This window comes from Sinorhizobium sp. BG8 (assembly GCF_016864555.1).
GTDB lineage: Bacteria > Pseudomonadota > Alphaproteobacteria > Rhizobiales > Rhizobiaceae > BG8.
The window spans coordinates 3,906,032-3,931,324 of the sequence record NZ_CP044011.1 but is presented as its reverse complement, the minus strand read 5'-3'; the positions used below and the strand labels follow the sequence as shown (position 1 = coordinate 3,931,324).

General features: G+C 62.7%; 25 protein-coding genes and 1 pseudogene. 10 read left to right on the top strand and 16 right to left on the bottom strand.

The window, feature by feature from the left end; all coding sequences use genetic code 11:
• The first annotated feature begins 83 nt into the window (after window positions 1-83).
• A complete protein-coding gene (locus F3Y30_RS18430; protein WP_203424136.1) occupies window positions 84-626 on the top strand; it encodes an adenine phosphoribosyltransferase in 543 nt (180 codons plus the stop codon).
• Window positions 627-643: 17 nt separating this feature from the next.
• On the opposite strand, the gene F3Y30_RS18425 is transcribed toward F3Y30_RS18430, so the two are convergent.
• The 3 genes from F3Y30_RS18425 to ychF form a co-directional block, all read right to left on the bottom strand.
• Window positions 644-1,111, bottom strand: coding sequence for a MaoC family dehydratase (locus tag F3Y30_RS18425; protein WP_203424135.1), 468 nt, complete (start codon window positions 1,109-1,111; stop codon window positions 644-646).
• The gene (locus tag F3Y30_RS18420) at window positions 1,098-1,577 is read right to left on the bottom strand and encodes a MaoC family dehydratase (protein WP_203424134.1); all 480 of its coding nucleotides are present in this window, start codon (window positions 1,575-1,577) and stop codon (window positions 1,098-1,100) included. The genes F3Y30_RS18425 and F3Y30_RS18420 overlap by 14 nt, the downstream gene beginning before the upstream one ends.
• Window positions 1,578-1,679: 102 nt before the next feature.
• Window positions 1,680-2,783, bottom strand: a complete 1,104-nt coding sequence (ychF, locus tag F3Y30_RS18415; RefSeq protein WP_203424133.1) for a redox-regulated ATPase YchF — start codon at window positions 2,781-2,783, stop codon at window positions 1,680-1,682.
• 271 nt (window positions 2,784-3,054) lie between these two features.
• On the opposite strand from ychF, the gene clpS reads away from it, so the two are divergent.
• Complete coding sequence (gene clpS, locus F3Y30_RS18410) at window positions 3,055-3,366, top strand: ATP-dependent Clp protease adapter ClpS (protein WP_203424132.1); 312 nt, start codon at window positions 3,055-3,057, stop codon at window positions 3,364-3,366.
• On the opposite strand, the gene F3Y30_RS18405 is transcribed toward clpS, so the two are convergent.
• From F3Y30_RS18405 to F3Y30_RS18385, 5 genes are all read right to left on the bottom strand, one after another.
• Window positions 3,344-4,309, bottom strand: coding sequence for an oxygenase MpaB family protein (locus F3Y30_RS18405; protein WP_203424131.1), 966 nt, complete (start codon window positions 4,307-4,309; stop codon window positions 3,344-3,346). The genes clpS and F3Y30_RS18405 overlap by 23 nt on opposite strands.
• Window positions 4,310-4,484: 175 nt before the next feature.
• Window positions 4,485-5,201, bottom strand: a complete 717-nt coding sequence (gene pth, locus F3Y30_RS18400; RefSeq protein WP_203424130.1) for an aminoacyl-tRNA hydrolase — start codon at window positions 5,199-5,201, stop codon at window positions 4,485-4,487.
• A gap of 94 nt (window positions 5,202-5,295) precedes the next feature.
• The gene (locus tag F3Y30_RS18395) at window positions 5,296-6,033 is read right to left on the bottom strand and encodes a transporter substrate-binding domain-containing protein (protein ID WP_203424129.1); all 738 of its coding nucleotides are present in this window, start codon (window positions 6,031-6,033) and stop codon (window positions 5,296-5,298) included.
• A gap of 31 nt (window positions 6,034-6,064) precedes the next feature.
• The gene (locus F3Y30_RS18390; RefSeq protein ID WP_203426676.1) at window positions 6,065-8,455 is read right to left on the bottom strand and encodes an EAL domain-containing protein; all 2,391 of its coding nucleotides are present in this window, start codon (window positions 8,453-8,455) and stop codon (window positions 6,065-6,067) included.
• 209 nt (window positions 8,456-8,664) lie between these two features.
• Complete coding sequence (locus F3Y30_RS18385) at window positions 8,665-9,270, bottom strand: 50S ribosomal protein L25/general stress protein Ctc (RefSeq protein WP_203424128.1); 606 nt, start codon at window positions 9,268-9,270, stop codon at window positions 8,665-8,667.
• A gap of 243 nt (window positions 9,271-9,513) precedes the next feature.
• Here F3Y30_RS18385 and F3Y30_RS18380 point away from each other — a divergent pair, with 243 nt between their 5' ends.
• On the top strand, window positions 9,514-10,959 hold the full coding sequence (locus tag F3Y30_RS18380) for a hypothetical protein (protein WP_203424127.1): 1,446 nt from the start codon (window positions 9,514-9,516) through the stop codon (window positions 10,957-10,959).
• 37 nt (window positions 10,960-10,996) lie between these two features.
• Here F3Y30_RS18380 and F3Y30_RS18375 read toward each other — a convergent pair whose 3' ends face one another.
• Window positions 10,997-12,220 carry a benzoate/H(+) symporter BenE family transporter gene (locus tag F3Y30_RS18375; protein ID WP_203426675.1) on the bottom strand — a complete coding sequence of 408 codons (1,224 nt, stop codon included), beginning with the start codon at window positions 12,218-12,220 and terminating at the stop codon, window positions 10,997-10,999.
• A 163-nt stretch (window positions 12,221-12,383) separates the two neighbouring features.
• On the opposite strand from F3Y30_RS18375, the pseudogene F3Y30_RS18370 reads away from it, so the two are divergent.
• The 6 genes and pseudogenes from F3Y30_RS18370 to F3Y30_RS18345 all read left to right on the top strand — a co-directional run bounded on the left by F3Y30_RS18370 (window position 12,384) and on the right by F3Y30_RS18345 (window position 17,431).
• Window positions 12,384-12,733 (top strand): annotated as a pseudogene (locus F3Y30_RS18370) (metalloregulator ArsR/SmtB family transcription factor).
• A gap of 2 nt (window positions 12,734-12,735) precedes the next feature.
• Window positions 12,736-13,296 carry an SRPBCC family protein gene (locus tag F3Y30_RS18365; RefSeq protein WP_203424126.1) on the top strand — a complete coding sequence of 187 codons (561 nt, stop codon included), beginning with the start codon at window positions 12,736-12,738 and terminating at the stop codon, window positions 13,294-13,296.
• 56 nt (window positions 13,297-13,352) lie between these two features.
• Window positions 13,353-14,117, top strand: coding sequence for an SDR family oxidoreductase (locus tag F3Y30_RS18360; RefSeq protein ID WP_203424125.1), 765 nt, complete (start codon window positions 13,353-13,355; stop codon window positions 14,115-14,117).
• A 138-nt stretch (window positions 14,118-14,255) separates the two neighbouring features.
• The gene (locus tag F3Y30_RS18355; protein WP_246752794.1) at window positions 14,256-15,215 is read left to right on the top strand and encodes a helix-turn-helix domain-containing protein; all 960 of its coding nucleotides are present in this window, start codon (window positions 14,256-14,258) and stop codon (window positions 15,213-15,215) included.
• A gap of 169 nt (window positions 15,216-15,384) precedes the next feature.
• On the top strand, window positions 15,385-16,893 hold the full coding sequence (gene adh / locus F3Y30_RS18350) for an aldehyde dehydrogenase (RefSeq protein ID WP_203424123.1): 1,509 nt from the start codon (window positions 15,385-15,387) through the stop codon (window positions 16,891-16,893).
• Between the two features lie 154 nt (window positions 16,894-17,047).
• On the top strand, window positions 17,048-17,431 hold the full coding sequence (locus F3Y30_RS18345) for a DUF779 domain-containing protein (RefSeq protein ID WP_203424122.1): 384 nt from the start codon (window positions 17,048-17,050) through the stop codon (window positions 17,429-17,431).
• Between the two features lie 41 nt (window positions 17,432-17,472).
• Here F3Y30_RS18345 and blaOXA read toward each other — a convergent pair whose 3' ends face one another.
• On the bottom strand, window positions 17,473-18,276 hold the full coding sequence (gene blaOXA / locus F3Y30_RS18340) for a class D beta-lactamase (RefSeq protein ID WP_203424121.1): 804 nt from the start codon (window positions 18,274-18,276) through the stop codon (window positions 17,473-17,475).
• 110 nt (window positions 18,277-18,386) lie between these two features.
• Between blaOXA and F3Y30_RS18335 the strand changes: the two genes are divergently transcribed.
• The gene (locus F3Y30_RS18335; protein WP_203424120.1) at window positions 18,387-19,271 is read left to right on the top strand and encodes a LysR family transcriptional regulator; all 885 of its coding nucleotides are present in this window, start codon (window positions 18,387-18,389) and stop codon (window positions 19,269-19,271) included.
• A gap of 110 nt (window positions 19,272-19,381) precedes the next feature.
• On the opposite strand, the gene F3Y30_RS18330 is transcribed toward F3Y30_RS18335, so the two are convergent.
• The 6 genes from F3Y30_RS18330 to F3Y30_RS18305 all read right to left on the bottom strand — a co-directional run bounded on the left by F3Y30_RS18330 (window position 19,382) and on the right by F3Y30_RS18305 (window position 25,278).
• Window positions 19,382-19,981, bottom strand: coding sequence for a Kazal-type serine protease inhibitor domain-containing protein (locus F3Y30_RS18330; protein ID WP_203424119.1), 600 nt, complete (start codon window positions 19,979-19,981; stop codon window positions 19,382-19,384).
• Between the two features lie 181 nt (window positions 19,982-20,162).
• Entirely contained in the window at window positions 20,163-21,095 is a 933-nt protein-coding gene (locus F3Y30_RS18325; RefSeq protein WP_203424118.1) for a ribose-phosphate pyrophosphokinase, read from the bottom strand.
• A 106-nt stretch (window positions 21,096-21,201) separates the two neighbouring features.
• Complete coding sequence (locus tag F3Y30_RS18320; protein WP_203424117.1) at window positions 21,202-22,002, bottom strand: hypothetical protein; 801 nt, start codon at window positions 22,000-22,002, stop codon at window positions 21,202-21,204.
• 108 nt (window positions 22,003-22,110) lie between these two features.
• On the bottom strand, window positions 22,111-23,262 hold the full coding sequence (locus F3Y30_RS18315) for a Xaa-Pro peptidase family protein (RefSeq protein ID WP_203424116.1): 1,152 nt from the start codon (window positions 23,260-23,262) through the stop codon (window positions 22,111-22,113).
• A 15-nt stretch (window positions 23,263-23,277) separates the two neighbouring features.
• On the bottom strand, window positions 23,278-24,069 hold the full coding sequence (pgeF, locus tag F3Y30_RS18310) for a peptidoglycan editing factor PgeF (RefSeq protein ID WP_203424115.1): 792 nt from the start codon (window positions 24,067-24,069) through the stop codon (window positions 23,278-23,280).
• A 108-nt stretch (window positions 24,070-24,177) separates the two neighbouring features.
• Window positions 24,178-25,278, bottom strand: coding sequence for a class I SAM-dependent methyltransferase (locus F3Y30_RS18305; RefSeq protein WP_203424114.1), 1,101 nt, complete (start codon window positions 25,276-25,278; stop codon window positions 24,178-24,180).
• Between the last annotated feature and the right edge of the window lie 15 nt (window positions 25,279-25,293).

The window sequence follows — 25,293 nt, the reverse complement described above, 5'->3', positions numbered from 1 at the left end:
CCGGGCCGCCTTTTTTGTTTGAGTGTTCGGCTCTCTCCTGCAATAACCGGTTCAAATTTCCCGTCGACATTTCGGTATCAATCATGCCCAGCCTCCAGGAAGAACTCGTCGCCTCAATCCGCGCCATTCCGGATTATCCGAAGCCCGGCGTGATGTTTCGCGACATCACGACCCTTCTCGGCAACCCGCGGGCTTTCCGCCGTGCCGTCGACGAACTGGTTCATCCCTATTCGGGCACTGGTGTCGCGAAGGTCGCCGGGATCGAGGCCCGCGGGTTCATCCTCGGCGGGGCCATGGCTCATCAGCTTTCCACTGGCTTCGTGCCGATCCGCAAGAAGGGCAAACTGCCCTACGAGACCGTTCGGATCGCCTACAGCCTGGAATACGGCATCGACGAGATGGAGATGCACCGCGATGCGGTGGAGCCCGGAGAAAAGGTGATCCTGGTCGACGACCTGATCGCCACGGGCGGGACGGCGGAAGCCGCCACGAAGCTCCTGCGCCAGATGGGGGCGGATATCGTGGCCGCCTGCTTCGTCATCGACCTGCCCGAACTCGGTGGTCGGGCCAAGCTCGAGGCGCTCGGCGTCGAGGTGCGTACGCTGGTCGCCTTCGACGGTCACTGAGGAGCCGCACCTCGTTCCTATTCAAATTCGAGGACGGTGCTCGTGAAGCGGATCACCGGTTCGCCGTGTTGGTTCTCGCCGGCGCAGGAAAGCGTGTTGATCAGCCGTCCGGGGCGGCTTGCAAGCGCGCGGGAACCCGTGAGGGTCACCGAATAGGTGATCGTATCACCGGCGAAGACCGGCTTCAGCCAGCGCAGATCCAAAAAGCCCGGGGAGGGGCCGAGCTTTGGTGGTGTTACGCCTTGTGACGCCAGCCGCTGCTCCTCACGCGCCCAGAAGGCAGTGAAGCACTTCATCCACCCGGCACAGGTGTGCCATCCGGACGCGCAGAGGCCGCCGAAGAGCGAATCCCTGGCCGCCTCCGCATCGAGATGGAATGGCTGCGGATCGAATTGTCGGGCGTAACGGATGATCTCCTCGGAGTCGAAGCGGTGGGAGCCTAGGGATTGTATCTCTCCAACGGGATAGAGTTCAGCCATGCGCATCGGCGTCGCCTCCCACGTTGGCCACGCGGATCATGTTGGCATAGTCGCATATCGCGACTGTTTCGCCGCGCTGGTTGGAGAGTTCCGCCCTGAAGGTGGCAATCCCGATTTCCGGGCGTGAACGCGACCGGCGGGCCTCGAGAACCGTACAGTGACCGGTGAGCGTGTCGCCGGCAAGGACGGGACGTTTCCATTCCATCCTGTCGACGCCTGGCGAGCCCTCGGCGGCGGTCCTGTTGATGTAACTGTCGCAGAGCATGCGCATCATCATGGCGCTGGTGTGCCAGCCTGAGGCGGAAAGACCACCGAGTATGCTTGCCTTGCCGGCAGCCTCGTCGACGTGCATCGGCTGAGGATCGAATTCCCGGGCAAAGGCCACGATCTCCTCGGTAGTGACGTGGCGTGGCTGGAAGTCGAAGCGGCGTCCGGGCGGGAAATCCTCGAAGGTCAACTGGGGTTCTGTCATGCGGTTCCTCCCGGCAGATATGACGATGCCCGCGCTGGCGGACAGCACGGGCATCATTTCGATTTTGCCGTTCAAGGCAAGCCGTCTCTCAAGAAGGCTGCTTCAGGTATTGAAGCGGAAATGGATCACATCGCCGTCCTGGACGACATATTCCTTCCCTTCGTCACGACCCTTGCCGGCTTCCTTGGCGCCGACTTCACCCTTGTAGGCGATGTAGTCGTCATAGGAGATGGTGAAGGCGCGGATGAAGCCGCGTTCGAAGTCGGTGTGGATGACGCCGGCGGCCTGCGGGGCCTTCGTGCCGCGCACGATGGTCCAGGCACGCGTCTCCTTGGGGCCGACGGTGAAATAGGTGATGAGGTCGAGAAGGTGGTAGCCGGCGCGGATCAGACGGTCGAGACCCGCTTCCTCGAGGCCAAGCGCGGAGAGGAATTCTGCGGCTTCCTCTTCCGGAAGCTGGGCTACCTCGGACTCGATCGCAGCGGAGATGACAACGCATTCGGCGCCCTGTTCCTTGGCCATGGCGGCGACGGCTTCCGTATGGGTATTGCCAGTCGAGGCGTCGGCTTCGGCGACATTGCAGACATAGAGAACCGGATGTGAAGTCAGCAGGTTGAGACCCTTGAGAATGTCGATCTCTTCCGGCGCCAGCGTCTTCAGCAGGAGGCGGGCCGGCTTGCCCTCGTTCAAGAGCTTGATCACGGCTTCCATGACTGGCAGCTGCGCGATGGATTCCTTGTCCTTGCCGGTCGCGCGCTTGCGGGTCTGCTCGACGCGGCGGTCGAGGCTTTCGAGGTCGGCGAGCATCAGTTCGGTCTCGATCGTGTCCGCGTCTCCGACCGGATTGATGCGGCCCTCTACATGGGTGATGTCGTCATCTTCGAAGCAACGCAGAACATGCACCACAGCGTCAACTTCGCGGATGTTGGCGAGGAACTTGTTGCCGAGCCCTTCACCCTTCGAGGCACCGCGCACCAGACCGGCGATGTCCACGAAGGAAATGCGCGTCGGGATGATCTCCTTGGAGCCGGCTATGGCGGCGAGCTTCTGCATGCGCGGATCCGGCACTGCAACTTCACCGGTGTTCGGCTCGATCGTGCAGAACGGGTAGTTTGCCGCCTGTGCAGCCGCCGTCTTGGTCAGCGCGTTGAAGAGTGTGGACTTGCCGACATTCGGCAGTCCGACGATACCGCATTTGAAACCCATGGAACTGGTCCGTCCGTCCTAAGAAAACTTTGCCCTCGCTATGGGGGAAGGGCAGAGGATGGTCAAGTGTCGGACCAGCAAATGCGCAGGCTGCGAGGGTCTGTCTTGCTTTGAGGGCACGTCCTCGATGGGTTCCACGGACCAACACCGCGGGAATGAGGTCTTCGCAAAGTCTTTTTCCCTTGCTTGGCTTGAACCGTGGCCGCGTGCATCGCATTATAACCGTCTGTCGATGTGCCCTATGGCCCACTTCATCAGGAGAGGTACTCCGATGAGCGGAAGCGTCACCACCCCGAAGATCAAGACAGTCGTAGAACCCAAGCTCGATCGGCCGAAGCTCTACAAGGTCATTCTCATCAACGACGACTATACCCCGCGGGAATTCGTCGTGCTTGTGCTGAAGGCTGTTTTCCGGATGAGCGAGGAGACCGGTTATCGTGTGATGATGACCGCGCACAAACTTGGCTCCTGCGTTGTGGTGGTCTGCGCGAAGGACATAGCCGAGACGAAGGCGGAGGAAGCAACCGATCTGGCGAAGGATATCGGCTATCCGCTGCTGTTCACGACCGAGCCGGAGGAATAGGCGTACCACCCGTCGTTTTCGCCCTGCTTCGGTAGAGATACTCATCCGGTAGTCCCAGCCGCCGGCAGGCCTGCACTGGCGGGCTCGACGAGAGGACCACGCGATCGTTGAGCTTGGCCGCCATTTTCACGGCCGCCTTCTCCAGGGGAGAAAGGCTCCAGCTGTTCCCAAGGGCAAGACGCGCCCGGACCCAGCCGGGCAGCAGTTCGACTGCCGCCTTCAGCAGCATCCTCTGCAGCGGGCGGGCCGGCGAGGGCAGGGCGTCCACGTCCGACATGATGCGCAGGAACTCGCCGATGATTGGGGAGGAGACGAGCCGCGGCGCCATGCGTTCGAAGAGCGCGTCCATTTCCTTCATCGATGCGGGTGCGCCTACGGCACCGTAGAGCGCGGCAATCGGCCTGCCCTCGGCAAGGAGTTCATCCTTCTCGCGGTTGCTCAAGGGGCTGACATAGGTGTGGTAGGCCTGCATGAAGCCGAAGGTGGCGGTGGCTTGCACCCAGTCGAGAAGTTCCGGGTCATTGGCCTCGTAGGCCTCGCCCTCGGAGGTTCGGCCCCTTATCCGGGCATGCATTCGGACAACGTTCGCGATCATGGCCTCGGCGCTCCTGCGTCCGGCATAGACGGTAACCATCGCCGCAAGTCCGGTGCGCTGGAGCCGCCTGAGCGCGTCCGTGCGGAAGGTCGTGTGATGCCACACGCCATCTCTGACCTTCGGTTCCGCCATTTCGAGAAGAACGGCAGCGACGCCACCGATGAAGAGCGACACCTGGTTCTTGAAGATCCGCCACGAGATCGAGTCTGCAGGAACGAGCGCTTCCTCGCCATAAGGGCGGGAAAAGTCGATAGGCGTTCCGGCCTCCGCCAGGAACGAACTTACCAGCCCATCCAGCCGGTCGTGCAGCGGGCCGGGCAGCGGCAGGATGCGTGGCACATGCAACATGATCGAAACCCTTTCCTGGAAAATCCGGAAGAGGATCTGTTGGTTCCCGGGGCCTTGCCGGAACGGGCGCGTCGTGCATCGAGCAGCAGGCGCGCGAACGCTCTGTCGCCTTCAGTCTGCGCACAACCGCTTGCGAAAATCGATACCGATTTTCTGTGGTGCCGGAGGGATCGGGTCAGTCGCCCTTGCCGCCGAACATCTTCTTGAGCATCTCCGCCATTGGTCCCGTTGTCGGCAGCTTGGCGGGCTGTGCGTGGTTGCGGGCCTGATGGATGTGCGACTTCTGGACCGGCTTCTTTTCCTGTGCAGCGTCGTTGCCGGCGGTGGAACTGGTGGCGAGTGCCAGCTTGTTCATGAACTGGGAGTCTTCCCCACGCACCAGCATCTCGGCATTGAGAGCGATCTCGTCGAGCAGCGGCTCGAGCCAGGCGGCGTCCGCTTTCGCAAAGTCACCGAGCACGTGATTGTGCACGAGTTCCTTGGCGCCAGGATGGCCAATCCCCAGTCTGAGCCGGCGATAGTCCTTGCCGCAATGGGCGTCCAGGGACTTGATGCCGTTGTGGCCGCCATGCCCGCCACCGGTCTTGATGCGTGCCTTGCCTGCCGGCAGGTCGAGCTCGTCGTAGATCGCGATCAGCGATTCCGGGCCGAGCTTGTAGAAGCGCATCGCTTCGCCGACAGCATCGCCCGAAAGATTCATGAAGGTCTGCGGCTTGATCAGCAAAACCTTGTCGCCTGCCAGCTCGCCCTCGGAGATCTCTCCCTTGAACTTGCGCGACCAGGGCGAGAAGGGATGCTTGCGATGGATCGCGTCGACTGCCATGAAGCCGATATTGTGGCGGTTGCCCGCATATTTCTGGCCCGGATTGCCGAGGCCCGCGATAATCAGCATGAAGGGTTGTCCGTTCAGAGCGTGTCGCTGGATTTCGTTTCTAGCGTGTTCCCGACAGCGAAACGAGCCGGATGTCAACCCCCGCAGGCAGGGCCTATTCTTCGTTCGCGGCCGTTCGGGTGTTCGGCGGCAGGCCGTAGCTTGCGAAAATCCTGTCCTGTGTTCCCTCGACGATGAGATCATCGAGGGCAGCCTGCAGTTTCGTCACCACCTCGGGCGGGGTGCTCCTGTTGCAGGCAATTCCGTAGATCTGGCCGTCCATGAGCATGGCTTTTTCGACGGGTTTCCCGTCCTTCACCATCATCTGGAAGGTCTTTATGGATGTCGGCATCAGATCGATGCGGCCACTCACCAGCTTGCCGAGGGTGATCTCGATGTTGGCGGCGAGATCAATGTCGCGAAAGCCGTGTTCTGTCAGAATATCGACGGCAAAATCGCCGCGCTGGGAGCCAACGCGAAGCTTCCGGGCTTCCTCGACCGTCGACGCCGCGACCGGGGAGTCCTTGCGCTTAACCATCACCATCTCGTCCTTGAGAAGGGGCTCGACCCAGAGGAAGCTCGCATCGCGGTCCTTGCTGTGGCCAGTGGTGAAGACGCAATGGTCAGGCTGGGTCTGTGCCAGCGCGAAGGCTCGTGCCCATGGCATGATCTCGATGGAATAGTCGAGGCCCGCCCTCTTGGCGATCGTGTGCACCTGATCGACCGCGATGCCCTTGAGGGCGCCGCCTTCCGAGTAGTTGAAAGGCGCATACTCCTCGGTGACGAACTTGATTTCCGCGGCATGGACCGGCTGGGCGAAAGCGACCGCGAGGCCAAGGATCAGTGTCTTCATCTTCGTCCGCCCCACGTCCATTCTCCACGTCTCAAGAGTTCATCGCCAGCGGAGTGTCAGGCAGCTGGCCTGCGCCGAGCTTGTGGAGGTCATCCAGCAAGGCTCGGATCGGCTTCGGCTTGCAGAACAGGTAGCCCTGCCCGAAGTCGAGCCCCATGCCGCAGAGCATTTCCCGCTGCTCCTCGGTCTCTATTCCCTCGGCGACCACGGCGCAGCCCATCTGGTGGGAGATCGTGCGGATCCCCTCCACGAGCATCCGGCTCTTGCGGCGGACATCGGCGGCGTCACTCGTGAGGGACCGGACGAAGGACTGGTCGACCTTGACGATATCGACGGGAAAACGGTTCAGGTAGCTCAGTGAGGAGTAGCCGGTTCCGAAGTCGTCGAGAGCAATGCGGCAGCCGAGCGCGCTCAGGGCCTGGAGTACGCGGCGCACCACGGGGCTGTCGAGCATGAGGACGGCCTCGGTGATTTCGATCACGATGCGCGACGGGGTGATGCCGTTCTCTAGCAGGAGCGAGGCGAGGTGGTTGGGCAGAGGCGGTTCGAACTGGAGCGGTGAGAAGTTGATGGCCAGATAGCAGTCAGCAAGGCCCGGCACCCGCGAGATCGTCGCGAGGTTCGCGATCGCATCCGAAAGGATGGCCTCGCCGATTTTGGTGATCGAGCCGTTTTCCTCGGCGATGCCAATGATCTCGCCGGGAGGAAGGATACCCCTGACGGGGTGGCGGAGCCGCATGAGGGCCTCGAAGCCGGCGAGCTTGCCGTCCGAGAGGCTGACGATCGGCTGCAGATGGGCTTCGAACCAGCCTTCCCGCAGTCCCTGATCAATGCACAGCTCGGTCTCGTGCCGCTTGCGGGCGATGTCGAGCATGTCCTTGTCGAAAATCTGGGCTCCGTTCTTGCCGCTGCGCTTTCGCGCATACATCGCCATGTCGGATTTTTGCAGCAGGTCGACCGACGACGAGGCGTGGTCGGGATAGACCGCGATGCCTATGCTCGCGCTGATGCTGAGTTCGCTGCCGTTGACGGTCATCGGCTGACGGAAGCTCGCCGCGAGCCGGTCGCAGACGTCGACGGCGACCTGCCGCGCATCCGAGGCGCAAAGCAGGATCGCGAACTCGTCGCCGCCCAGCCGTGCGATCATGTCGTTCGCGCGCAGCTGCTTGCGCAGGCGTGCCGCCACTTCCCGAAGGACCTCGTCACCCGCCGCGTGGCCGAGATTGTCGTTGATCCACTTGAAACGATCGAGATCCACGAAGAGGCAGGCAAGCTGCAGATCCGATTGGATCGCCGTGTCGAACATCTCGTCGAGCGTCGCCTCGAAGCCCTGACGGTTCAGGAGGCCCGTGAGGTGGTCGGTGATCGCCTGGCGGTGGTTGCGGATTTCCGCTTCCTTGAGATCGCTGACATCCGTCATGACCGACAGTGACAATGCCTGACGATCGTTTGAGGCCTTGAGCGCCGTTTCGAGGATGAGCACATCCATCAGCGTACCGTCCGCGCGGTGGAAGCGGGCGGTGACCTCGCAGATGCCGCCCTCTTCCTGACTGTCCTGGCGGCGATTGAGGTACTCTTCCCGGGACGCTTCGTCGACGAAGTCGGTGAATTCGCGGCCGATGACCTGGTCGCGGCAATAGCCGGTCGCCACGAGCCAGTAGTCGCTGACGGCCGTGAGCCGGTTGCCGTTGTCGATCGAGAACAGCATTGCCGGGGTCAGATTGTAGATGTCCGTGGCCCGGACGTGCGCGAGCCTCAACTCTGCCTCGTCGCGTTCCAGCCTGCTCTGCATGTCGTTGAAGTTGCGTGCAAGGCTGCCCATCTCGTCGTTCGACGTCCAGTCGACCTGGTGTCGGGAGCCGAGCCGGCGCGTCGCCTCGATGGCGGCGGTCAGGCGCATGAGGGGCCGGATCATCGTGATGCGGTTGGCGATGATGGCTGCCGTGAAGAGCGTGCCGACGGCGAAGAAGAAGATGGCGAAGATCGCCATTTCGTCCTTGCTGAAACGGGAAAACAGGCCGTCCCTAGCGATCCAGATCTCGGCCGTTCCCACTTTCCTGATGCCGTCCGTCGCGCGATACAGGATATCGGCGGTCACGCGGGACTGGGTGCCCGAGGGATCAGGCGCTGTCAGGGGGTACTGGACGTCGAGAAGGTTGGAGGTGTCGCGAACGCGGACAAACCGGATCCGGTCGTCGCCTGCGAGCGAGGTGGCGATCTGGCTCACGCTGTCGCGATCGAAATCCCAGAGCGGTTTGCCAAGCGCCTGCACGTTGGCATGGAGCAGCACCTCGGTGTTCTGAAGGCGCTCTCGGGCGACCCGATCGGAAGAGAGGATAAGGAAGAGCGCAAAAAGGGGCGCCACGAATACCAGCAAGGCACCGCTGACGATCGCAATGAACCGGCTTTCAACCGAGTGCATTCTCATCGCACGGGGCCCCTCTCTTCCCTCTGTTTCGCGTTTGCCGGCTTTGTCGTTTTTCAGCCTTGTTCGCTTAGAGAGAATTTCATCAAATTCTTAAATGTTGTTGAAATCCCCATGTAAAACTTGCCAGGTTCCCGACACCGGGCACGAAAAAACCCGCCTCCGGTGCCGGAGGCGGGTTTCTGACTTTCTCAAGTCCGCGAGGATTACTCTGCGGTGGTCTCGGCTTCTTCGCTGACGCCGCCGGCCGGAGCCACGATCGTTGCGATGGTGAAGTCGCGGTCAGCGATGACCGGCGATACACCCGAGGGAAGCGTGATGTGCGAGATGTGAATGCCTTCGCCGATCTTGAGGCCGGTAAGGTCCGCAGTCAGGAACTCCGGAATGTCGTTGGCCGGGCAGTAGACTTCGACTTCGTGACGAACGATGTTGAGAACGCCGCCGACCTTGATGCCCGGGGACTTTTCTTCGTTGACGAAGTGAACCGGAACTTCAACCGTGACGCGGGTGTTGCCCGAAACGCGCAGGAAATCGACGTGCATCGTGAAGTCGCGAACCGGATCGAGCTGGTAGTCCTTCGGCAGGACGCTGATCTTTTCGCCATTGACGTCGATCGTTGCAACGGTGGTCATGAAACCGCCGGCGTGGATCTTCTGCGTCACTTCCTTGGTCGAAAGCGCGATGGAAATAGGGGCCTGCTTGTCACCGTAGATGACAGCCGGGATAAGACCGTTGCGACGGAGTTCACGGGAGGACCCCTTACCAACCCGTTCGCGCGTCTCGGCCTTGAGCTCGTAAGTAGCGTGGCTCATGGTATAGACCTTTCAAGTGTTACTGGAGAGTTTCATGCGGACAGCGATGCTGGCCGTTCGAAACTTGAGGATTTTTGTGAAGCCTCATCCGCGTTGCCTCCAAGGGTGTCTACGCGGACGGGGTCGCATAGCCCAGAACGGCCGGAAATGCAAGCCGGAGCATCCATGGCCCTCGCGCGCCGGCGTTGACAGACAGATCCGGTCCGTTTGAAACTGTCGGCCGTTCAAGGATCGGAGAGTTTGATGCGCGTTCCCCGCCTGTCTGTCGCGGCATTGGCCATATTGATCGGTTTCGGTCAAGCCTCGGGCGCGCAGGTGAGCCCGTCCGGCGCGGAGGAGATCCAGCGCAACCTGACGCGGTTCATTCCGGCCGACCTCGTCAAGGCGGGGCTTTTCACCGTACAGGCCGCGGCGAGCGTCTACGAGCTGCGGTTCGATCCCGCGCCGCTTCTTGCCCGGACGGATGCTGAAAAGGTCACACTCAGCGGCGTGAAGCCGATGGTCGGTTATTTGAAGCCGCTCGACAGCGGCCTCTATGAGTTTCGTACCGACCAAAACCTCGACATCAAGGGACACGTGGCGGCCGGAGCCGATTCCGTCTCCTTCAGCTACCTGATCGATACGCTGAAGATGGAGGGCATTTTCGATCCCGCCATCAGCTACTTCCAGTCGGCCAACTGGAGCGCCCGCGGCGCGCGCCTGACGAGCAGGACGGACAAGCAGGTGGTCGAGGCTGAGTTCGGCGAAATCGCCATGAACCTTGCCTCCGTGAAGGCCTCGCCCGATACGCTCGACATCACCACGAGCGGCGTGTTCAAGGCGTTCTCCGAGAACATCACGGATCCGCAGACGGGCCGGGTCCAGATCGCGGCGGACACCGTCAACATCGACGTGTCCCTCGAGGGCGCCCGACACCGGGCGTTTCGCGATCTCGTCTATTTCCTTCTCGGGAACATGAGCAAGGATGCCCTCGGACCCTCCGAGGCCGATAGCCTCAAGGAAATCCTGCGGGCGAGCCTTCCGGGGTTCGACAATCTTCTCGAGACGATAACCGCCAACAATGTCAACGTGGAGACGCCGCAAGGAGACTTCGGCGCCCGCAAGATCGCCTATACGCTCGACATGAACGGGATCTCGAAATCGACGCGCTTCGGTTTCGGGGTCAGCGTGGAGGAACCACGTCCGCCGGAGACCTTGCCCGCAAACTTCCTGCCCGCCGTACCGCGCACTGCCGACGTCAAGCTGGCGATCACCGATCTGGATCTCGAGGGAGCCGCCCGCTACCTGCTCGACAATGCGGATTTCACCGTCGGGAAGCCGCTCAGCGACGAACAGAACAAGGCCCTCGGCAACATCATCCTGCCCGATGGCAGCATGACGGTGGAGCTCGAGAACGTATCCGCGCTCTCGGATATCTACGATGTCACCCTGACCGGCAGGATTAAAATCTATCCGGAGCAGCAGGGACGGCAGAATGTGGACGTGACGATCGTCGCGCGGGATTTCGACAAGACCGTCGGTTTCCTGCAGGCGAATACGGCGACGGTTCCGCAATTCGGCCAGGCGGCCTTCATGCTGCTGATGATCAAGGGCATCGCCAAGGACCAGGGCGACGGCAGCCAGCGATGGGACGTCGTTGTTGGAGAGGACGGCAAAGTGCTCGTCAACGGCAACCCACTGCCGTTCTGAGGCATTCTCCGGGAAATGGGCCCCTTGGAGCCCGTGGTTAAGAACCCGCCCGGGGCTCTGGCTGTTTTCCGTGCGACTTTGCCTTGCGGGCCCTGACCTTGCCGGTCAACCCCATCATAAGGCCGCCGGCAAGTAGCCCCCAGAAAGCGCCTGACACGCCGCCGAAGGTCACGCCGGACGCCGTGATCAGGAAGGTGAGTGCCGCAGCCTCGCGCGTTTCTGCATCCCTGAATGCATTTACCGCTGATGTGGCGAAGGCGCTGATCAGGGCGAGGCCCGCCACGGCCTGGATCAGTACTGGCGGCGCCAGGCTCACAAAGGCCGTCACGGCCCCGGCCAGCAGGCCGAAGATCACGTAGAAGATGCCGGCGTTGATAGCGGACCAGTAACGTCGCTTCGGGTCGGAATGTGCGTCTTCCCCGGCGCACATCGCGGCTGTAATCGCTGCGAGATTGACTGCATGGCCGCCGAAGGGGGCGCTGGCCAGCGAGAACAGGCCGGTGACCGCGAAGAGCGGTCGGGGGTTCGGATCGTAGTGGTTGACCTTCAGCACCGCGATGCCCGGAATGTTCTGGGAAGCCATGGTCACGATGAACAACGGCAGCGCGATGCTGACCAATCCGGGGAGGTTGAACACGGGCGCGACGAACACGAGTTCTGGAACCAGGTCGCCGGCAACCTTGTCCAGCGCCCCGTCCGGAATGTCGATCCCGAAGGCGAGGACGAGAACGAAGGCCGCGAGCGCCGCCGGAACGGCATAGAGCCGGTTCAAGCTGCCCACGACGACCCAGGCCGCCACGATCGGCAGGCCGAGGAGGGGATTGAAGGCGATTGCCTTGACGGGTGCGAAGCAGAGGCCGATGAGGACCCCCGACAGCATGGCATTGGCGAGCGTGGCCGGGATCGCCGCGACCATGCGCCCGAGCGGCTTCCAGAGGCCGGCGACGACGATCAGGGCCGCGCAGACGATGAAGCCGCCGACGGCCGCGTTGAAGCCGCCTTCCACCGCTCCGGAACTTGCGAGCAATGCCGCGCCGGGCGTCGACCAGGCGATCGATACGGGCATGCGCGTCGCAAGGCTCAAGCCGATCGCACAAATGCCCATCGAAATCGACAGCGCCATCAGGCCCGAGGCGGCCTGGACTTCGGTCGCGCCGGCGCCCGTCAGGCCGTGAAGCACGACGGCAAAGGAACTTGCGAAGCCGACGAAGGCGGTAAGCAGTCCCATGAAGAGTGACTGGGCGGAGAAATCGCGAAGCATGACGGCTGGCAACTGTGTGGCGGTTGGACTTCTGGTCAACGCCGTAGCAGTCCGGTGCGGGCATGGGAATTGCAAAAGCGAGGTAACCGAGCGAATTCGGGCGTTGATCGCAATATTCAACAAAATGGTTGACTAATTGGCGTCAAAGTTTATATTCAATAATATGGTTGAATATAGCTCCCCAAGTCTCGACAAGGTCTTTCATGCTCTGTCCGACCCGACCCGTCGGGCGATGCTGGAGGCCCTGACGAAGGGGAAAGGAAGGTCGGCGAACTGGCCGAACCTTTCGAGATATCGCTTGCAGCCGTCTCCAAGCACATCCAGGTGCTGGAGGGCGCCGGACTGGTGCGGCGGGAGGTGAGGGGGCGCATTCACATCTGTCGCCTCGACGCCGGTCCCATGCATGCGGGAATGGAGTGGATGCGCCACTACGAACGCTTCTGGAACGAGCGGCTGGATGCACTCGAGGCCCTGCTTGCCACCGAGGAGGCACCGAAGGCCGGAAAGGAGTAACTATGATTGCCCCTATCTCCATGGCGGAAGGCGACTACGGGATCGTTACCGCGGTCGACACCCTTCGCATCGAACGGCTCCTGCCTGGGCCGATCGAGCGTATCTGGGCCTATGTTACGGAACCGGACAAGCGCCGTCAGTGGATGGCTGCGGGTGCGATCGAACTCTTTGACGGCGGTGCGGTCGAGCACATCGCCGACAACTCGAAACTCACGGCGAAATGGGACCGCCCGCCGCCGAAATACGCCCGGCATGCCGGGAAAACACGGTCTCGCGGTCGCGTTACGGCCTGCGATCCTCCGTTCGTCATCGCCTATACCTGGAACGAGGAAACAGAAACGCCGTCCGAGGTCCGTTTCGAGCTTGCGCCGGAGGGTGACAGGGTACGCCTGACGCTGACGCACAGCCGGATTGCCTCACGCGATACGATGTTGAGTTTCGCGGCTGGCTGGCACACCCATCTCGATATCCTGCGCGACGCGCTCGAAGGGCGCGCCTACGAGGTCTTCTGGCCCAAGCATACCCGTCTGGAGGCGGAGTACGGCAGACGTATTCCGGCCTGAGCCAGAAATCCTGCATTCATCGCCGACATCGAAACCGTCCAGTCACGGAGGCTAGCATGCTGCTCGCAAACAAGGTCGCTATCATCCACGGTGCCGCCGGCGCCATCGGAGCCGCAACCGCCCAGGCATTTGCTCGTGAGGGCGCCGAACTCCACCTCGCCGGAAGGACGGGCGAGAAGGTGGAGGCGCTCGCGGCCGCCATCCGCGCCGACGGAGGCCGGGCAAGGGGCGCGCGCGTCGATGCACTCGACGAGAGGGAGGTCGAGCGACACGCGGAGGCCGTCGTGGAAAGGGCAGGCAGGATCGACATCGTCTTCAACGCTGTTGCCGTAGAGTTTGTCCAGGGCAAGTTGCTCACCGATCTCACTCCCATGGAATTCGAGGCGCCGATCACCGGCTGGACCAGGACCCAGTTCCTCACTGCACGCGCGGCGGCACGCCACATGCAAAGACAGGGATCCGGAACGATCCTGACCCTTTCCGCCTCGCCGGCACGGCTTGCGATCGCGATGACCAGCGGTTTCGGCGTCGCCTGTGCCGCCGTCGAAGCTCTGACACGCACGCTTGCGGCGGAACTCGGCCCGTCGGGCGTGCGCGCCGTCTGCCTGCGTCCGCACCGGATCGGCGAGACGATCGGCGACGATCCGGACCTGCCGATGAGCATGGCCGAATTTTGCGGCTTCCTTTCGGAGATGACGCTTCTGAAAAGATTGCCGACCCTCGATGACGTCGCCAACGTCGCGGCTTTTCTTGCCTCCGACCACGCACGATCCATGACGGGCGCGGTGGCCAACCTTACGGCCGGAATGAGCGTCGACTGACAATGTTCACGGCCGTGTGACTTTGGTGAGGGTGGACCCGCGCAACCAATCATGCCTATATTTCGCCCGCGGAAGTCGTGGCTTCCGCTTCGACCGTCTCTGGAAGGAGACGCAGGCAAGGCAGGTTGGGAGGAAGAGTTGGCTGTCGGTTTGGATCACTCCGACCATGTCCATGAGATCGTTCGCAGAACGTCGGCGGCAGCAAGTTCGCCGGTTGCGGCGTCCTGGCGGCGCTGCATGACGCTCCACGGACTTTCGCCCGACGAGGCGCGAACGCCGACAAGGCTCTCCGAGCGAGAGTTTCGCGACGCACGCGAACGGTCCAACGTCCTCATAGAAGAATCCTCCGCCGAGATTGACCGGCTGTTTTCCACTGTCGGCCGTGCGGGCTGCTGCCTGCTGCTCACCGACGAGAAGGGCATTGCCCTCGAGCGGCGGGGTGCCGCAGGCGATGATCTCGATTTCCGCGGTGTCGGTCTCTGGTCCGGCACGGTGTGGAGCGAGGCGAGCGTGGGGACCAACGGCATCGGTACTGCGATCGCCGACGAGCGCTCCGTCGTCATTTCCCGCGACCAGCATTTCCTGAGCCGCAATACCGGACTTTCCTGCGCAACCGCCCCGATCCGCGACCATACCGGCAAGCTTGCGGCCGCCCTCGATATTTCCACCTGCCGCGACGACGCGAACGAAATGACCATGTTGCTTCTGTCGCAGGCCGTCCGGGATGCGGCAGCGCGCATAGAGGCCGGCCTGTTCCGGCGTGCCTTTTCCGTCTCGCGCATCCTTCTGGTACCCGTGGAAGGGCGAACGGCGCCGGCGTTGCTCGCAGTCGATCGCGACGATCTCGTCATTGGTGCCACGCGCGCCGCCCGGCAGGTTCTCGGGCTGGACGATCGGAAGATCGCCACTGGTGTTCCTGCCTCTGATCTGCTTCGCGAGCCCGGCCCGGAAGAAGGCGCGGACCTCGATGCGGCCGAGCGCGCCGCACTTCGCCGGGTGCTGAGCCGTGCGGGCGGCAACGTCTCGCATGCAGCGGAGGCATTGGGCATCAGCCGCGCCACGCTCTATCGCAAGATGAAGAAGCTGTCGCTCAACTGACCGCGGATCGCGTTGTTGTTGCAACGCAGCACAGCCGTGCATCCACTCCTGTCTCAAAACTGAAACAGTCGGCCCGCTCTTCGGCGCGCCGCCCCTGTCGCCCGAATGCGGAAGCATGCACCTTGGCTTCGACGGCTTGAGGAAGCCATCGTTCCGAGGGAGGATTGACATGCTGCATCAGAAGATCGTGGAGAATCCATACAAGGCAAAGTACGGCAATTTCATCGGAGGCGAATGGCGCGAGCCGGTTGGTGGACGCTATTTCGAGAACACGACGCCGATCACAGGCGGCGTTCTTTGCCAGATCGCTCGTTCGGACGCGGCCGACATCGAACTTGCACTCGATGCCGCGCACGCCGCCAAGGAGAAGTGGGGCCGTACATCTGCGACCGAACGCTCCAACATCCTCATGAAGGTGGCTCAGCGGATGGAGGACAACCTCGAACTGCTGGCCAAAGCCGAAACCTGGGACAACGGCAAGCCCTTGCGCGAGACGATGGCCGCCGACATCCCGCTCGCAATCGATCACTTCCGCTACTTCGCCGCCTGCGTGCGCTCGCAGGAAGGCTCCATCGGCGAGATCGACCACGACACGATTGCCTATCATTTCCACGAGCCGCTCGGCGTCGTCGGCCAGATTATTCCCTGGAACTTCCCGATCCTGATGGCGGCCTGGAAGCTTGCCCCCGCGCTTGCCGCCGGTAACTGCGTGGTGCTCAAGCCGGCCGAGCAGACGCCGGCCTCGATCCTGGTCTTTGCCGAACTCGTCGGCGATCTCCTGCCCGCCGGGGTTCTCAACATCGTCAATGGCTTCGGTCTGGAGGCAGGCAAGCCGCTCGCTTCCAACCCGCGCATCGCCAAGATTGCCTTTACCGGCGAGACGACCACCGGCCGGCTCATCATGCAATATGCCAGCCAGAACCTCATCCCCGTCACGCTGGAGCTGGGAGGCAAGTCCCCCAACATCTTCTTCGCCGATGTGATGAACGAGGACGACGACTACTTCGATAAGGCGCTCGAGGGGTTTGCCATGTTCGCGCTCAACCAGGGCGAGGTTTGCACCTGCCCGAGCCGGGCGCTGGTGCATGAGAGCATCTACGACCGCTTCATGGAGCGAGCGATCAAGCGCGTCGAGGCCATCCGCCAGGGCAACCCGCTCGACACGGCGACAATGATCGGTGCGCAGGCCTCTTCCGAGCAGCTCGAAAAGATCCTCTCCTACATCGATATCGGTCGGCAGGAGGGCGCGGAGGTGCTCACGGGCGGTGGACGCAACACGCTCGAAGGCGATCTCGCCGGCGGGTTCTACGTCAAGCCCACCGTCTTCCGCGGGCACAACAAGATGCGGATCTTCCAGGAAGAGATCTTCGGGCCGGTGGTTTCTGTCACCACCTTCAAGGATGACGCCGAAGCCCTCGAGATCGCAAACGACACGCTCTACGGCCTCGGCGCAGGCGTGTGGAGCCGCGATGCCAACCGGTGCTACCACTTCGGCCGCAACATCCAGGCCGGCCGGGTGTGGACCAACTGCTACCATGCCTATCCTGCCCATGCGGCTTTCGGCGGCTACAAGCAGTCCGGCATCGGGCGCGAAACGCACAAGATGATGCTCGACCACTACCAGCAAACCAAGAATATGCTGGTGAGCTACAGTCCCAAGGCGCTCGGATTTTTCTGAGTGACCGCCAGGCCTCTCCGTCCCCCGCCAGTCAGGGACGGGAGGTCGGTTTAAGGTGGCAAGAGGCAACACTCCCCCAGTTCATGCCTCTTCCCCTTGCTCCTCTCCCTCATGACCGGGGAGAGGAGCCCGACCCCGCAGGAAGGGTTTACCCATGCGAGACCAACCGCCCGAGGAGCCGCGCGTCCTGGCAACAGATGCTGCGCTTCAACTCATTCGCGAAATCCAGGCCGATCATCCCGATATCCTGTTCCACCAGTCGGGCGGATGCTGCGACGGCTCGTCGCCCATGTGCTATCCGGCTGACGACTACATTGTCGGCGACCGGGACGTGAAACTGGGCGAGATTGGCGGCGTGCCCGTCTATATTAGCGCCAGCCAGTTTGAAGTGTGGAAGCACACCCAGCTCATCATCGACGTCGTTCCGGGGCGGGGCGGGATGTTCTCACTCGACAACGGCCGGGAGCGGCGCTTTCTCACGCGTTCCCGGATGTTCTCTGGTGGCGAGGCTTGCGCCATACCCCTCGGTGGACGTTGAATTCTCGGGCGAAGGCGCTGGCCGCTTGCTTTTGAATTGCTTCAATCGGTGGGCAGAAGCGACGGAAACTCGCGGAACAGCGCGTCCCGCGCGCGACCGCCGGCGCTGCCCTCTGTTCTCTTCTCTTCCTGGGTCAGTCGCGCGAAGACATAGGTCCGGTCATCCTTGACCGCCCATCCGATGTACCAGCCCCAGGGATGGTTATAGTCGAAGCTGTAATCGGCGTTGCGGGGATAGGCCATTCCTGTCTTGCCCTGGACGAACCAGCCGTTTTCCAGCTTTTTCCCTTCCACCACCTTCATCGTCTCATCGACCGCGTGATCCCTGACCGGAAGTTGCCGGTTCACGAGCCTGCGCAGGAACGCGACCTGTTCTAGAGGGGAGATCTTCAGCGATGAGGCGATCCATGCTCGCTCCAGTCCATTGTTCTTGCCGGGGTCGCCGGAGAAGTCGGCGTTGCCGTAGCCGAACTGGCGGGCGTACTCATGCAACTTGTCCTCTCCCAGGAAGGCGGCGATCTGTTGGGAGAACCAGACAACCGAGTACTTCAGCCAACGAACGGCGTCGGTCGGCTGTCTCCAGTTTTCGCCACCCCATTCGGCATAGCCCTTCTTGAAGGGCAGGGTAGGATTGTGGGCATCCTTCAGGAAGCCGGAGTCATATCCCATGACGCTCAAGGGGATCTTGAAGGTTGAGGCCGGAGTGTAGCGCCCCTCGCAATTGCCCTGTTTGAAGACGACGTCACCTGTTGCGGCATCGGCAATGACCGTACAAATTGTTTTGGCTTGAGACACGGAAGCCGCAAGTCCGACAAGCATAACTCCAAGCGAAATGGCACGTATCATCGCCTATTGTTCCCTTTTCAATGATGTTTCGGGAACTGGGTAGCAATCGTTTGACGCGCTCGCAAACGACCATTACTCAATGTAGCTATTAGAAAAAATAGGTCATTGCCATGGTTCGGCCTCATCTTCCGCTGAATGCGTTCCGAGCCTTCGAGGCGTCCGCCCGTCACCTGAGCTTCACGCGCGCAGCCATCGAACTGAACGTGACGCAGGCCGCTGTCAGTCACCAGGTCAAGGCCCTGGAGGAACAGCTTGCCGTCACGCTGTTTCGGCGGTTGCCCCGCGGCCTGATGATCACGACGGAAGGCGAGAGCCTGCTGCCGGTCCTGCGCGACAGCTTCGACCGCATGGCCGATGCGGTGGAACGGTTTCGCGGTGGCCATGTCCGGGAGATCCTGTCGGTCGGCGCAGTGGGCACCTTCGCGGTCGGATGGTTGCTGCCGCGTCTGTCGGCATTCAGGCAGCGCTACCCCTTCATCGACCTGCGACTGTCGACGAACAACAATCGTGTCGACCTTGCGGCGGAAGGGCTCGATCTCGCGATCCGGTTCGGAAACGGTGCGTGGCACGCGACGGAGTCCACGAGGCTGTTCGACGCCCCGCTTTCCGTCCTTTGCAGGCCCGACATGGCGGAGGAGCTAAATCAGCCGTCCGATCTGATCGGCAAGACGCTGCTGCGCTCCTACCGGCCTGACGAATGGAAGAGATGGTTTCAGGCGGCCGGAGTGCAGGATCTCGGGCCGATGCGCGACAGTATCGTGTTCGACACGTCGCTCGCCATGATGGAGGCGATCTTGCAGGGTGTCGGCGTCGGACTGGCACCGCCGTTGATGTTCGAGCGCAGTCTGTTATCCGGAGCGATCGTGCAGCCGTTCCAGACAAACGTCTCGTTGGGAAGCTACTGGCTCACGCGCCTGCAGTCGCGCCCTGTCACACCCGCCATGACGGCATTCGCGGGGTGGCTCGAGACGGAGATCGAAAAGTCCGCTCACTGATCCTTCGTCTCGAGATTCTCCCGCAATCGGAGAGGCTCGATACCGCCCCTCCGGCGCCGGCCCGGTTGATCGCCTCGCAAGGCAGCTTGGGCTGTAGGCCGAGGAACGGCCTACCGGCTGCACTCTCCAAGGTACACGACGCGGAACCCGCTTGCGTCCGCCTCGCAGCGGTTCGCGAACGTGCGGCTGTTGCGACCGCGCTGCGCGCAGACCGGTGCATATTCCCTCGTGCACATCCTTTCGGGCCGGGGCTCGCGGCGGCATTCGCCGCGGTTTACGACATCGAAGCCCTGGCTGCGTGCCTCGCAGGCGTTGGAGAACGTCTGGCGCTGGCGTCCGCGCTCAGCGCAAACGGGCGCATATTCGCGCGTGCAGGCCCTTTCGGGCCGGGGCCGCGGCTCTGGGCGGCATTCGCCACGGCCGACGATGCCGAAGCCACTGGCACGGGCCTGGCACGCATTGGAGAAGGTCTGCAACCGGCCACCCCTCTCGCCGCAAACCGGCGCATACTCCATGGTGCAGATGGGCTCCGGCCGGGGCCGGACAGGGTAGGGCCGGGGCTGCTCGACGTCGACGGTGCATGCGGCCAGGAGCGGGATGGCAAGGAATGCAGCCAGGCTGAGGAGCAGTCGGCGCGAAAGGGGCGTGCCAGAGCCGCGATCCCATTTCAGGGCCGAAACTCGCGCCACTATGTTCCTGATTTTCCGCATGCCAGCCTCCCGTCGATTCAATCTTGGCGGGGACCATAACCTATGCGCCGGGAACGAGGAATCCCTTGTGGCGGAGAAATCGAGACTGGGTCAGGCTGTTGTCGACCACGTCGACCGACCGCCGGATGTGGAGCCGTTTCCAGGTCCCACAGGGGGAGGGCTGCGCGAGCCGACGACGCTATCAGTCGAAGAGGCTCGAAACCGACTCTTCGGCGCTGGTCCGGTTGATCGCCTCGCCAAGCAGGTTGGCGGTGGTGATGACGCGGATGTTGTGGGCAGACTGGACGGCGGTGGTGGGCTGGATGGAGTCGGTGATGACCAGCTCCTTCAGCTTTGAAGACGTGACGCGGGCAACCGCGCCACCGGAAAGCACGCCGTGGGTAATATATGCCGTCACGCTGGTCGCGCCGTTCTTCAGAAGCGCCTCGGCGGCATTGCAGAGCGTGCCGCCCGAGTCGACGATATCGTCGATAAGCAGGCAATCCTTGCCGGAGACGTCACCGATGACGTTCATCACCTCGGACTCGCCCGGGCGATCGCGGCGCTTGTCGACGATCGCGAGCAGACAGTCGAGCCGCTTGGCGAGCGCACGCGCACGGACCACGCCGCCGACGTCCGGCGACACGACCATGACGTTCTTCAGATCGTAGTTTTCCTTCACGTCTCGCGCCAGGATCGGAACGGCGTAGAGGTTGTCGGTCGGAATGTCGAAGAAGCCCTGGATCTGGCCGGCGTGCAGGTCGAGCGTCAGGACGCGGTCTGCACCGGCTTCGGTGATCAGGTTGGCGACGAGCTTGGCCGAGATCGGGGTGCGCGGGCCGGGCTTGCGGTCCTGGCGGGCATAGCCGAAATAGGGGATCACTGCGGTGATGCGGCGGGCCGAGGAGCGCCGCATGGCATCGATCATGATCAGCAGTTCCATCAGGTGGTCGTTCGTGGGGAACGATGTCGACTGGACTACGAAAACGTCCTCGCCGCGCACATTCTCCTGGATTTCTACGAAGATCTCCTGGTCCGCGAAGCGCCGGACGCTAGCTCGACCCAGGGGCACATTGAGATAATTGCAGATCGATTCGGCCAGCAGCCTGTTCGAGTTGCCCGCGAAAACCTTCATCTATGGTCCGCCTGTGGAATACGTGATGGGCGCCTTTTACCGCCGTCGCCCGTGAATGCAAGGCCTTTGCGGCAGTGCAAAAGCGTTTCTTTGTTTTTCGCTGTGATTATCCGGGTGCCTGTCGCCGCCATTCGAGGTATTCCCGGATCGTTTCGGCCGCAATGTTTTCCATCACTTCAGGCGGGACGGCCGCCCACGGATCGGTCGCCGTCCTCGCGATCGTGTCCTGTCCCTGAATTCTGTGGAGACGGGCCCCGGAACCGTCCAGAACGTCCCAGACGTAGACGACGGTCGTGCCGCCGTTGTCGTTCATGGCCGAGAAGTAACCCTTCAGGATGAACTTGCTCGACGTGTCGGATGCGCTCTTGATCGTCAGCCCGCTGGCGCGCGCCTGGGCACCGAGGCGTTTGGAAAGCGGCGTCACTGCGTTCACGGGAGCGCCGATGATCGGCAGGAAGCGGATTGTATCGCCTTCGGAGGACGAACTGGCGGCGGCAACCTGCTCCTGCTTCTGCTCCTGCCGGGCAGCGCGTGTCGGTGCCTCCGCTTCCGTTTCGACGCGGCGTTCCACGGTTTCGTTCGCGAGGGGCTCGCTTCCGTTACGCGCCAGCGCCGCAGCCTGACCTTCGAGGGTTCCAGCCGTGTCACGGCCGCCGGAGGGAGAGGAGAGAGCCGTCGTGGTCGAGGTGTCGCCGTATTCTTGGCTGTGCGTGCGGACGGTTCGCTGCTGCGCCATTCCGACCGGCTGCTCGTTCCGGCCGACGGCATCGAGGTCGTTCTGGGTCACGGGCGGCGACTGGAAGCCGCCGGGGATGTCCACCTGCGGGGTGAGGGCATCGGTGCTGCTGCAGCCCGTCACCGCGACCAGGAGTCCGATCAGTGCCAGCCGGGTCTTCAGCTCGTGCATCCTTGTCCGTCCTGTTCCGGAATCGCTCGCGATTCCGTTCCCCGGACGAATTTATGGTGCCCGCCGGCGGGGGCTGTCAACCGCGGGGACCCGTTTGCCACCCGTGGATCAGGAACTGATGAAGTCAAGACCGTAGCGCGAAAGCGCCTTCGGCGTATCCGTCGTCGTCAGGTAGGTCTGGCCGAGGGTCATCGCCGTTCCCGTGTCCGAATCCATGATGATCATGTGGACGAACAGAGACATGTCCGGCTCGATTTCCTGTGGATTGCCGATATGGAACATCTGGTGCTCCATCCACGAGGGGGAGAAGCGGGCGCCGAGAGAATAGCCGCAGGCGTTCAACCGGTGGCGGGCAAGGCCGCGTTCGTCCATCATCTTCGCGTGAACATCGAAAACGGTCCCGAATGTGTTGCCGGGACGCAGGACCATCTCGATCGCCTGGATGGTATCGCGGCAGGCGCTGTAAAGCTCGCGGTGGCGGTCCGTCGGTTCGCCGATCACCACCGTGCGCATCATGGCGGCATGGTAGTGGGCGCTGACGCCGGCCCATTCGAGCGTGAGCTGGTCCTCGGCGTCCAGCTTCCGGCGCCCCGACTTGTAGCGGCACAGAAGGGCATCCGCGCCCGAACCGATGATGAACTCGTTTGCCGGATAGTCGCCGCCGCCGGCGAGGATGGCACCCTGCATGGCGGCGAGGATTTCTGCCTCGTCCGCACCCGGCCTGATCAGCGGCCGCGCGGCATCCAGCGCGTCGTCGGCAAGGCTCGCGGCCTTTTCCACGTAGACGATCTCTGCCGGGCTCTTGATCAGCCTCAGACGGCTGACCAACATCGAGGCATCACTGACCTGGCAGAAGCTCTGCATCTGATTGTCGAGGAGGCGGGCGACGCGTCCGGTCATGCCGTGCGTATCGTATTCGATGCCGATGCGGGCGCCGAGCAGATCGAGTTCGCTGAGCAGGTTCTTGAGGTCCACCGTCGGGTCGGCATTCACCCGATCCACCCAGACCTCGATGTTGGCAATCGTTGAGGTGTGGCGGGCCTGGCGCAGGTCGGCGGAGCGCGTCAGAAGCACCATGTCGCCGTCCGACTTGACCACAAGCGTCTGGAAGAAGCAGTAGCCGAAGGTGTCGTAGCCCGTCAGCCAGTACATGCTTTCCTGCGCGAAGAGCAGCACCGCGTCGAGTTTTTCCTCGCGCATGCGGGCGGTCAGGCGCTGTAGCCTGTTGGCGTATTCTTCCGTCTCGAAATGAAGCGCCATCGCGTCCCTCCCTGATTACTTTTGTATCATTATCGCTGAAATCTGACGACCGTAGTCCGGTTCCTGCCGATGGGTCGTACGCCGATACGAGAAGAAACGGTCCTCGTCCGGATAGGTGCAGAGATCGAGATTTTCTGCTGTGACGCCGGCGTCGGTCAGGCGTTCGATCGTAAGGGCCGGCAGGTCGAACATCGCATGTCCCTCGCGCGTTGAGCGACCGAAGAACTTCTCGTAGCCCGGTTGGGTTCCGATGAAGCGCTCCACGAACTCGGGACCGACCTCGTAGTGCCGCCGGCTGATCGAGGGACCGAGCGCGGCGGCGATCCGTTCGCGCCGGGCGCCGAGCGTTTCCATTGCGCGGATGGTGTTTTCCAGAACGCCGGTCAGGGCTCCCTTCCAGCCGGCATGGGCCGCACCGACGACCCCGGCCTCGGCGTCCACGAAAAGCACAGGTCCGCAATCGGCGCTGAGCACGCCGAGGACAATTCCGGGCGTCGAGGTCACCAGGGCATCGGCTTCAGGGCGACGACCGTCGTACGGCCCTTCGATGATGTGGACCGTGGGGGAGTGGACCTGATGGACGGTCGCGAGATTTCCGGCGGGAACGCCGAACCAGCGGCTGACACGGGCGCGATTTTCCTCCACGCTTTCGCGCACGTCGCTGGAGCCGAGGCCGACGTTCAGCCCTGCATAAATGCCCGTCGACACGCCGCCTTCGCGGGTGAAGAACCCGTGGCGGACGGCCGCGTTCGCCTTTTCGGCAATCAGCGGGCTTTGGACGGGAGACGGCACGGCTTCATCCATCATCGTTTCGTCAGTCATCCTTCAATGGCGGGGCAAAGGGAGTTGCAGGCGGACGCAGGCGACAAGGTCCGGGCGATTTGCGCGGGATGTTGGCCGCTCGACATCGCCGTGTCAATCCGGATGCCGGAACGGCGACAGCGCGATCGGTGCGCTGCTGACGGCGAGAACCTTGAACAGGTCCCCCATGTTTCCGGCGCCCGATCCGGCCAGTCGCTCGACGTCGGCGATGATCGATTGCTGCATCGCCTGGTCCCTGCCACGGCCGAGCGCCGAGGCGCGTTCGCCGAGCCCGAGACCCATCAGGAAATCGCCCTGATGCATGATGCCGTGTACATGGAGGCCGCCGCGGGACGCTGTCCTTGCCAGATCGGCAAAGTCCACATGACTCGTCAGGTCCGCCAGTCCGGGGTGGGCGAGCGGCGGGTCGAAGGCGTGCTTCAGCACGGCCTGCAGCGTATCGCCGAAGCCCGTCACCTCGTGACCGTAGTCGATGATCACCGCCGTCCCGCCCTGGTCCCGTAACCGCTCGCTGATCGCGTCCATGACCGCTTCCCGGGCGGGCGCAATCTCGAAAACGGTGCCGACGGGGGCCGATCGATGTCCTTCGGGAAGAAGGGTCGGGTCAAGGCTGGCAACACCCGTTGCAAAAGTCAGCTCGTCGTCCGGCCCGAGACCGACCATTCGTTCATGGAAGCCCGACCCTGTCTTGATGAACTGGCGGAGGGGGATGGCATCGAAAAGCTCGTTGGCAGCCAGAAGCAAGAAGCCAGGCGGAATTTCCTCGAAGCCGCCGTGCCAGCTGACGCGGCCGACATGGGTGCCGAGCGTCTCCCTTTGCACTTCCCTCAGCCGCTCGCTGGTCTCGACGAGATGCACTGTGGCGCCTTCGTAGAGATCGGGTGCGAGACGCGAGACGACCCTCAGCATGTCGGCCATCATCGTACCCCGGCCGGGGCCGATCTCGGCAATGCGGACGCCTGTAGGGCCGCCGTGCTTCTGCCAGGCATGGACCAGGAATATGCCAAGCATTTCCCCGAACAGCTGGCTGATCTCGGGGGCCGTGATGAAATCGCCCTCCCGCCCGAAAGGTTCGCGGGTCCGGTAGTAGCCATGCTGCGGGTCAGCGAGGCACAGGGCGAAGTAATCTGTGACGCTGATCGGGCCGCTCGCGCGGATGAGGAACTTTATCTTGTCGGAGAGTGGTGTCGTCATGGCATCCTCCCTTGC

Excerpts from the sequence above, each read along its gene's own strand:
- F3Y30_RS18430 (WP_203424136.1), top strand. The coding sequence starts at position 84 with ATGCCCAGCCTCCAGGAAGAACTCGTCGCCTCAATCCGCGCCATTCCG.
- F3Y30_RS18425 (WP_203424135.1), bottom strand. The coding sequence starts at position 1,111 with ATGCGCATGGCTGAACTCTATCCCGTTGGAGAGATACAATCCCTAGGC.
- F3Y30_RS18420 (WP_203424134.1), bottom strand. The coding sequence starts at position 1,577 with ATGACAGAACCCCAGTTGACCTTCGAGGATTTCCCGCCCGGACGCCGC.
- ychF (WP_203424133.1), bottom strand. The coding sequence starts at position 2,783 with ATGGGTTTCAAATGCGGTATCGTCGGACTGCCGAATGTCGGCAAGTCC.
- clpS (WP_203424132.1), top strand. The coding sequence starts at position 3,055 with ATGAGCGGAAGCGTCACCACCCCGAAGATCAAGACAGTCGTAGAACCC.
- F3Y30_RS18405 (WP_203424131.1), bottom strand. The coding sequence starts at position 4,309 with ATGTTGCATGTGCCACGCATCCTGCCGCTGCCCGGCCCGCTGCACGAC.
- pth (WP_203424130.1), bottom strand. The coding sequence starts at position 5,201 with ATGCTGATTATCGCGGGCCTCGGCAATCCGGGCCAGAAATATGCGGGC.
- F3Y30_RS18395 (WP_203424129.1), bottom strand. The coding sequence starts at position 6,033 with ATGAAGACACTGATCCTTGGCCTCGCGGTCGCTTTCGCCCAGCCGGTC.
- F3Y30_RS18390 (WP_203426676.1), bottom strand. The coding sequence starts at position 8,455 with ATGCACTCGGTTGAAAGCCGGTTCATTGCGATCGTCAGCGGTGCCTTG.
- F3Y30_RS18385 (WP_203424128.1), bottom strand. The coding sequence starts at position 9,270 with ATGAGCCACGCTACTTACGAGCTCAAGGCCGAGACGCGCGAACGGGTT.
- F3Y30_RS18380 (WP_203424127.1), top strand. The coding sequence starts at position 9,514 with ATGCGCGTTCCCCGCCTGTCTGTCGCGGCATTGGCCATATTGATCGGT.
- F3Y30_RS18375 (WP_203426675.1), bottom strand. The coding sequence starts at position 12,220 with ATGCTTCGCGATTTCTCCGCCCAGTCACTCTTCATGGGACTGCTTACC.
- F3Y30_RS18365 (WP_203424126.1), top strand. The coding sequence starts at position 12,736 with ATGATTGCCCCTATCTCCATGGCGGAAGGCGACTACGGGATCGTTACC.
- F3Y30_RS18360 (WP_203424125.1), top strand. The coding sequence starts at position 13,353 with ATGCTGCTCGCAAACAAGGTCGCTATCATCCACGGTGCCGCCGGCGCC.
- adh (WP_203424123.1), top strand. The coding sequence starts at position 15,385 with ATGCTGCATCAGAAGATCGTGGAGAATCCATACAAGGCAAAGTACGGC.
- F3Y30_RS18345 (WP_203424122.1), top strand. The coding sequence starts at position 17,048 with ATGCGAGACCAACCGCCCGAGGAGCCGCGCGTCCTGGCAACAGATGCT.
- blaOXA (WP_203424121.1), bottom strand. The coding sequence starts at position 18,276 with ATGATACGTGCCATTTCGCTTGGAGTTATGCTTGTCGGACTTGCGGCT.
- F3Y30_RS18335 (WP_203424120.1), top strand. The coding sequence starts at position 18,387 with ATGGTTCGGCCTCATCTTCCGCTGAATGCGTTCCGAGCCTTCGAGGCG.
- F3Y30_RS18330 (WP_203424119.1), bottom strand. The coding sequence starts at position 19,981 with ATGCGGAAAATCAGGAACATAGTGGCGCGAGTTTCGGCCCTGAAATGG.
- F3Y30_RS18325 (WP_203424118.1), bottom strand. The coding sequence starts at position 21,095 with ATGAAGGTTTTCGCGGGCAACTCGAACAGGCTGCTGGCCGAATCGATC.
- F3Y30_RS18320 (WP_203424117.1), bottom strand. The coding sequence starts at position 22,002 with ATGCACGAGCTGAAGACCCGGCTGGCACTGATCGGACTCCTGGTCGCG.
- F3Y30_RS18315 (WP_203424116.1), bottom strand. The coding sequence starts at position 23,262 with ATGGCGCTTCATTTCGAGACGGAAGAATACGCCAACAGGCTACAGCGC.
- pgeF (WP_203424115.1), bottom strand. The coding sequence starts at position 24,069 with ATGATGGATGAAGCCGTGCCGTCTCCCGTCCAAAGCCCGCTGATTGCC.
- F3Y30_RS18305 (WP_203424114.1), bottom strand. The coding sequence starts at position 25,278 with ATGACGACACCACTCTCCGACAAGATAAAGTTCCTCATCCGCGCGAGC.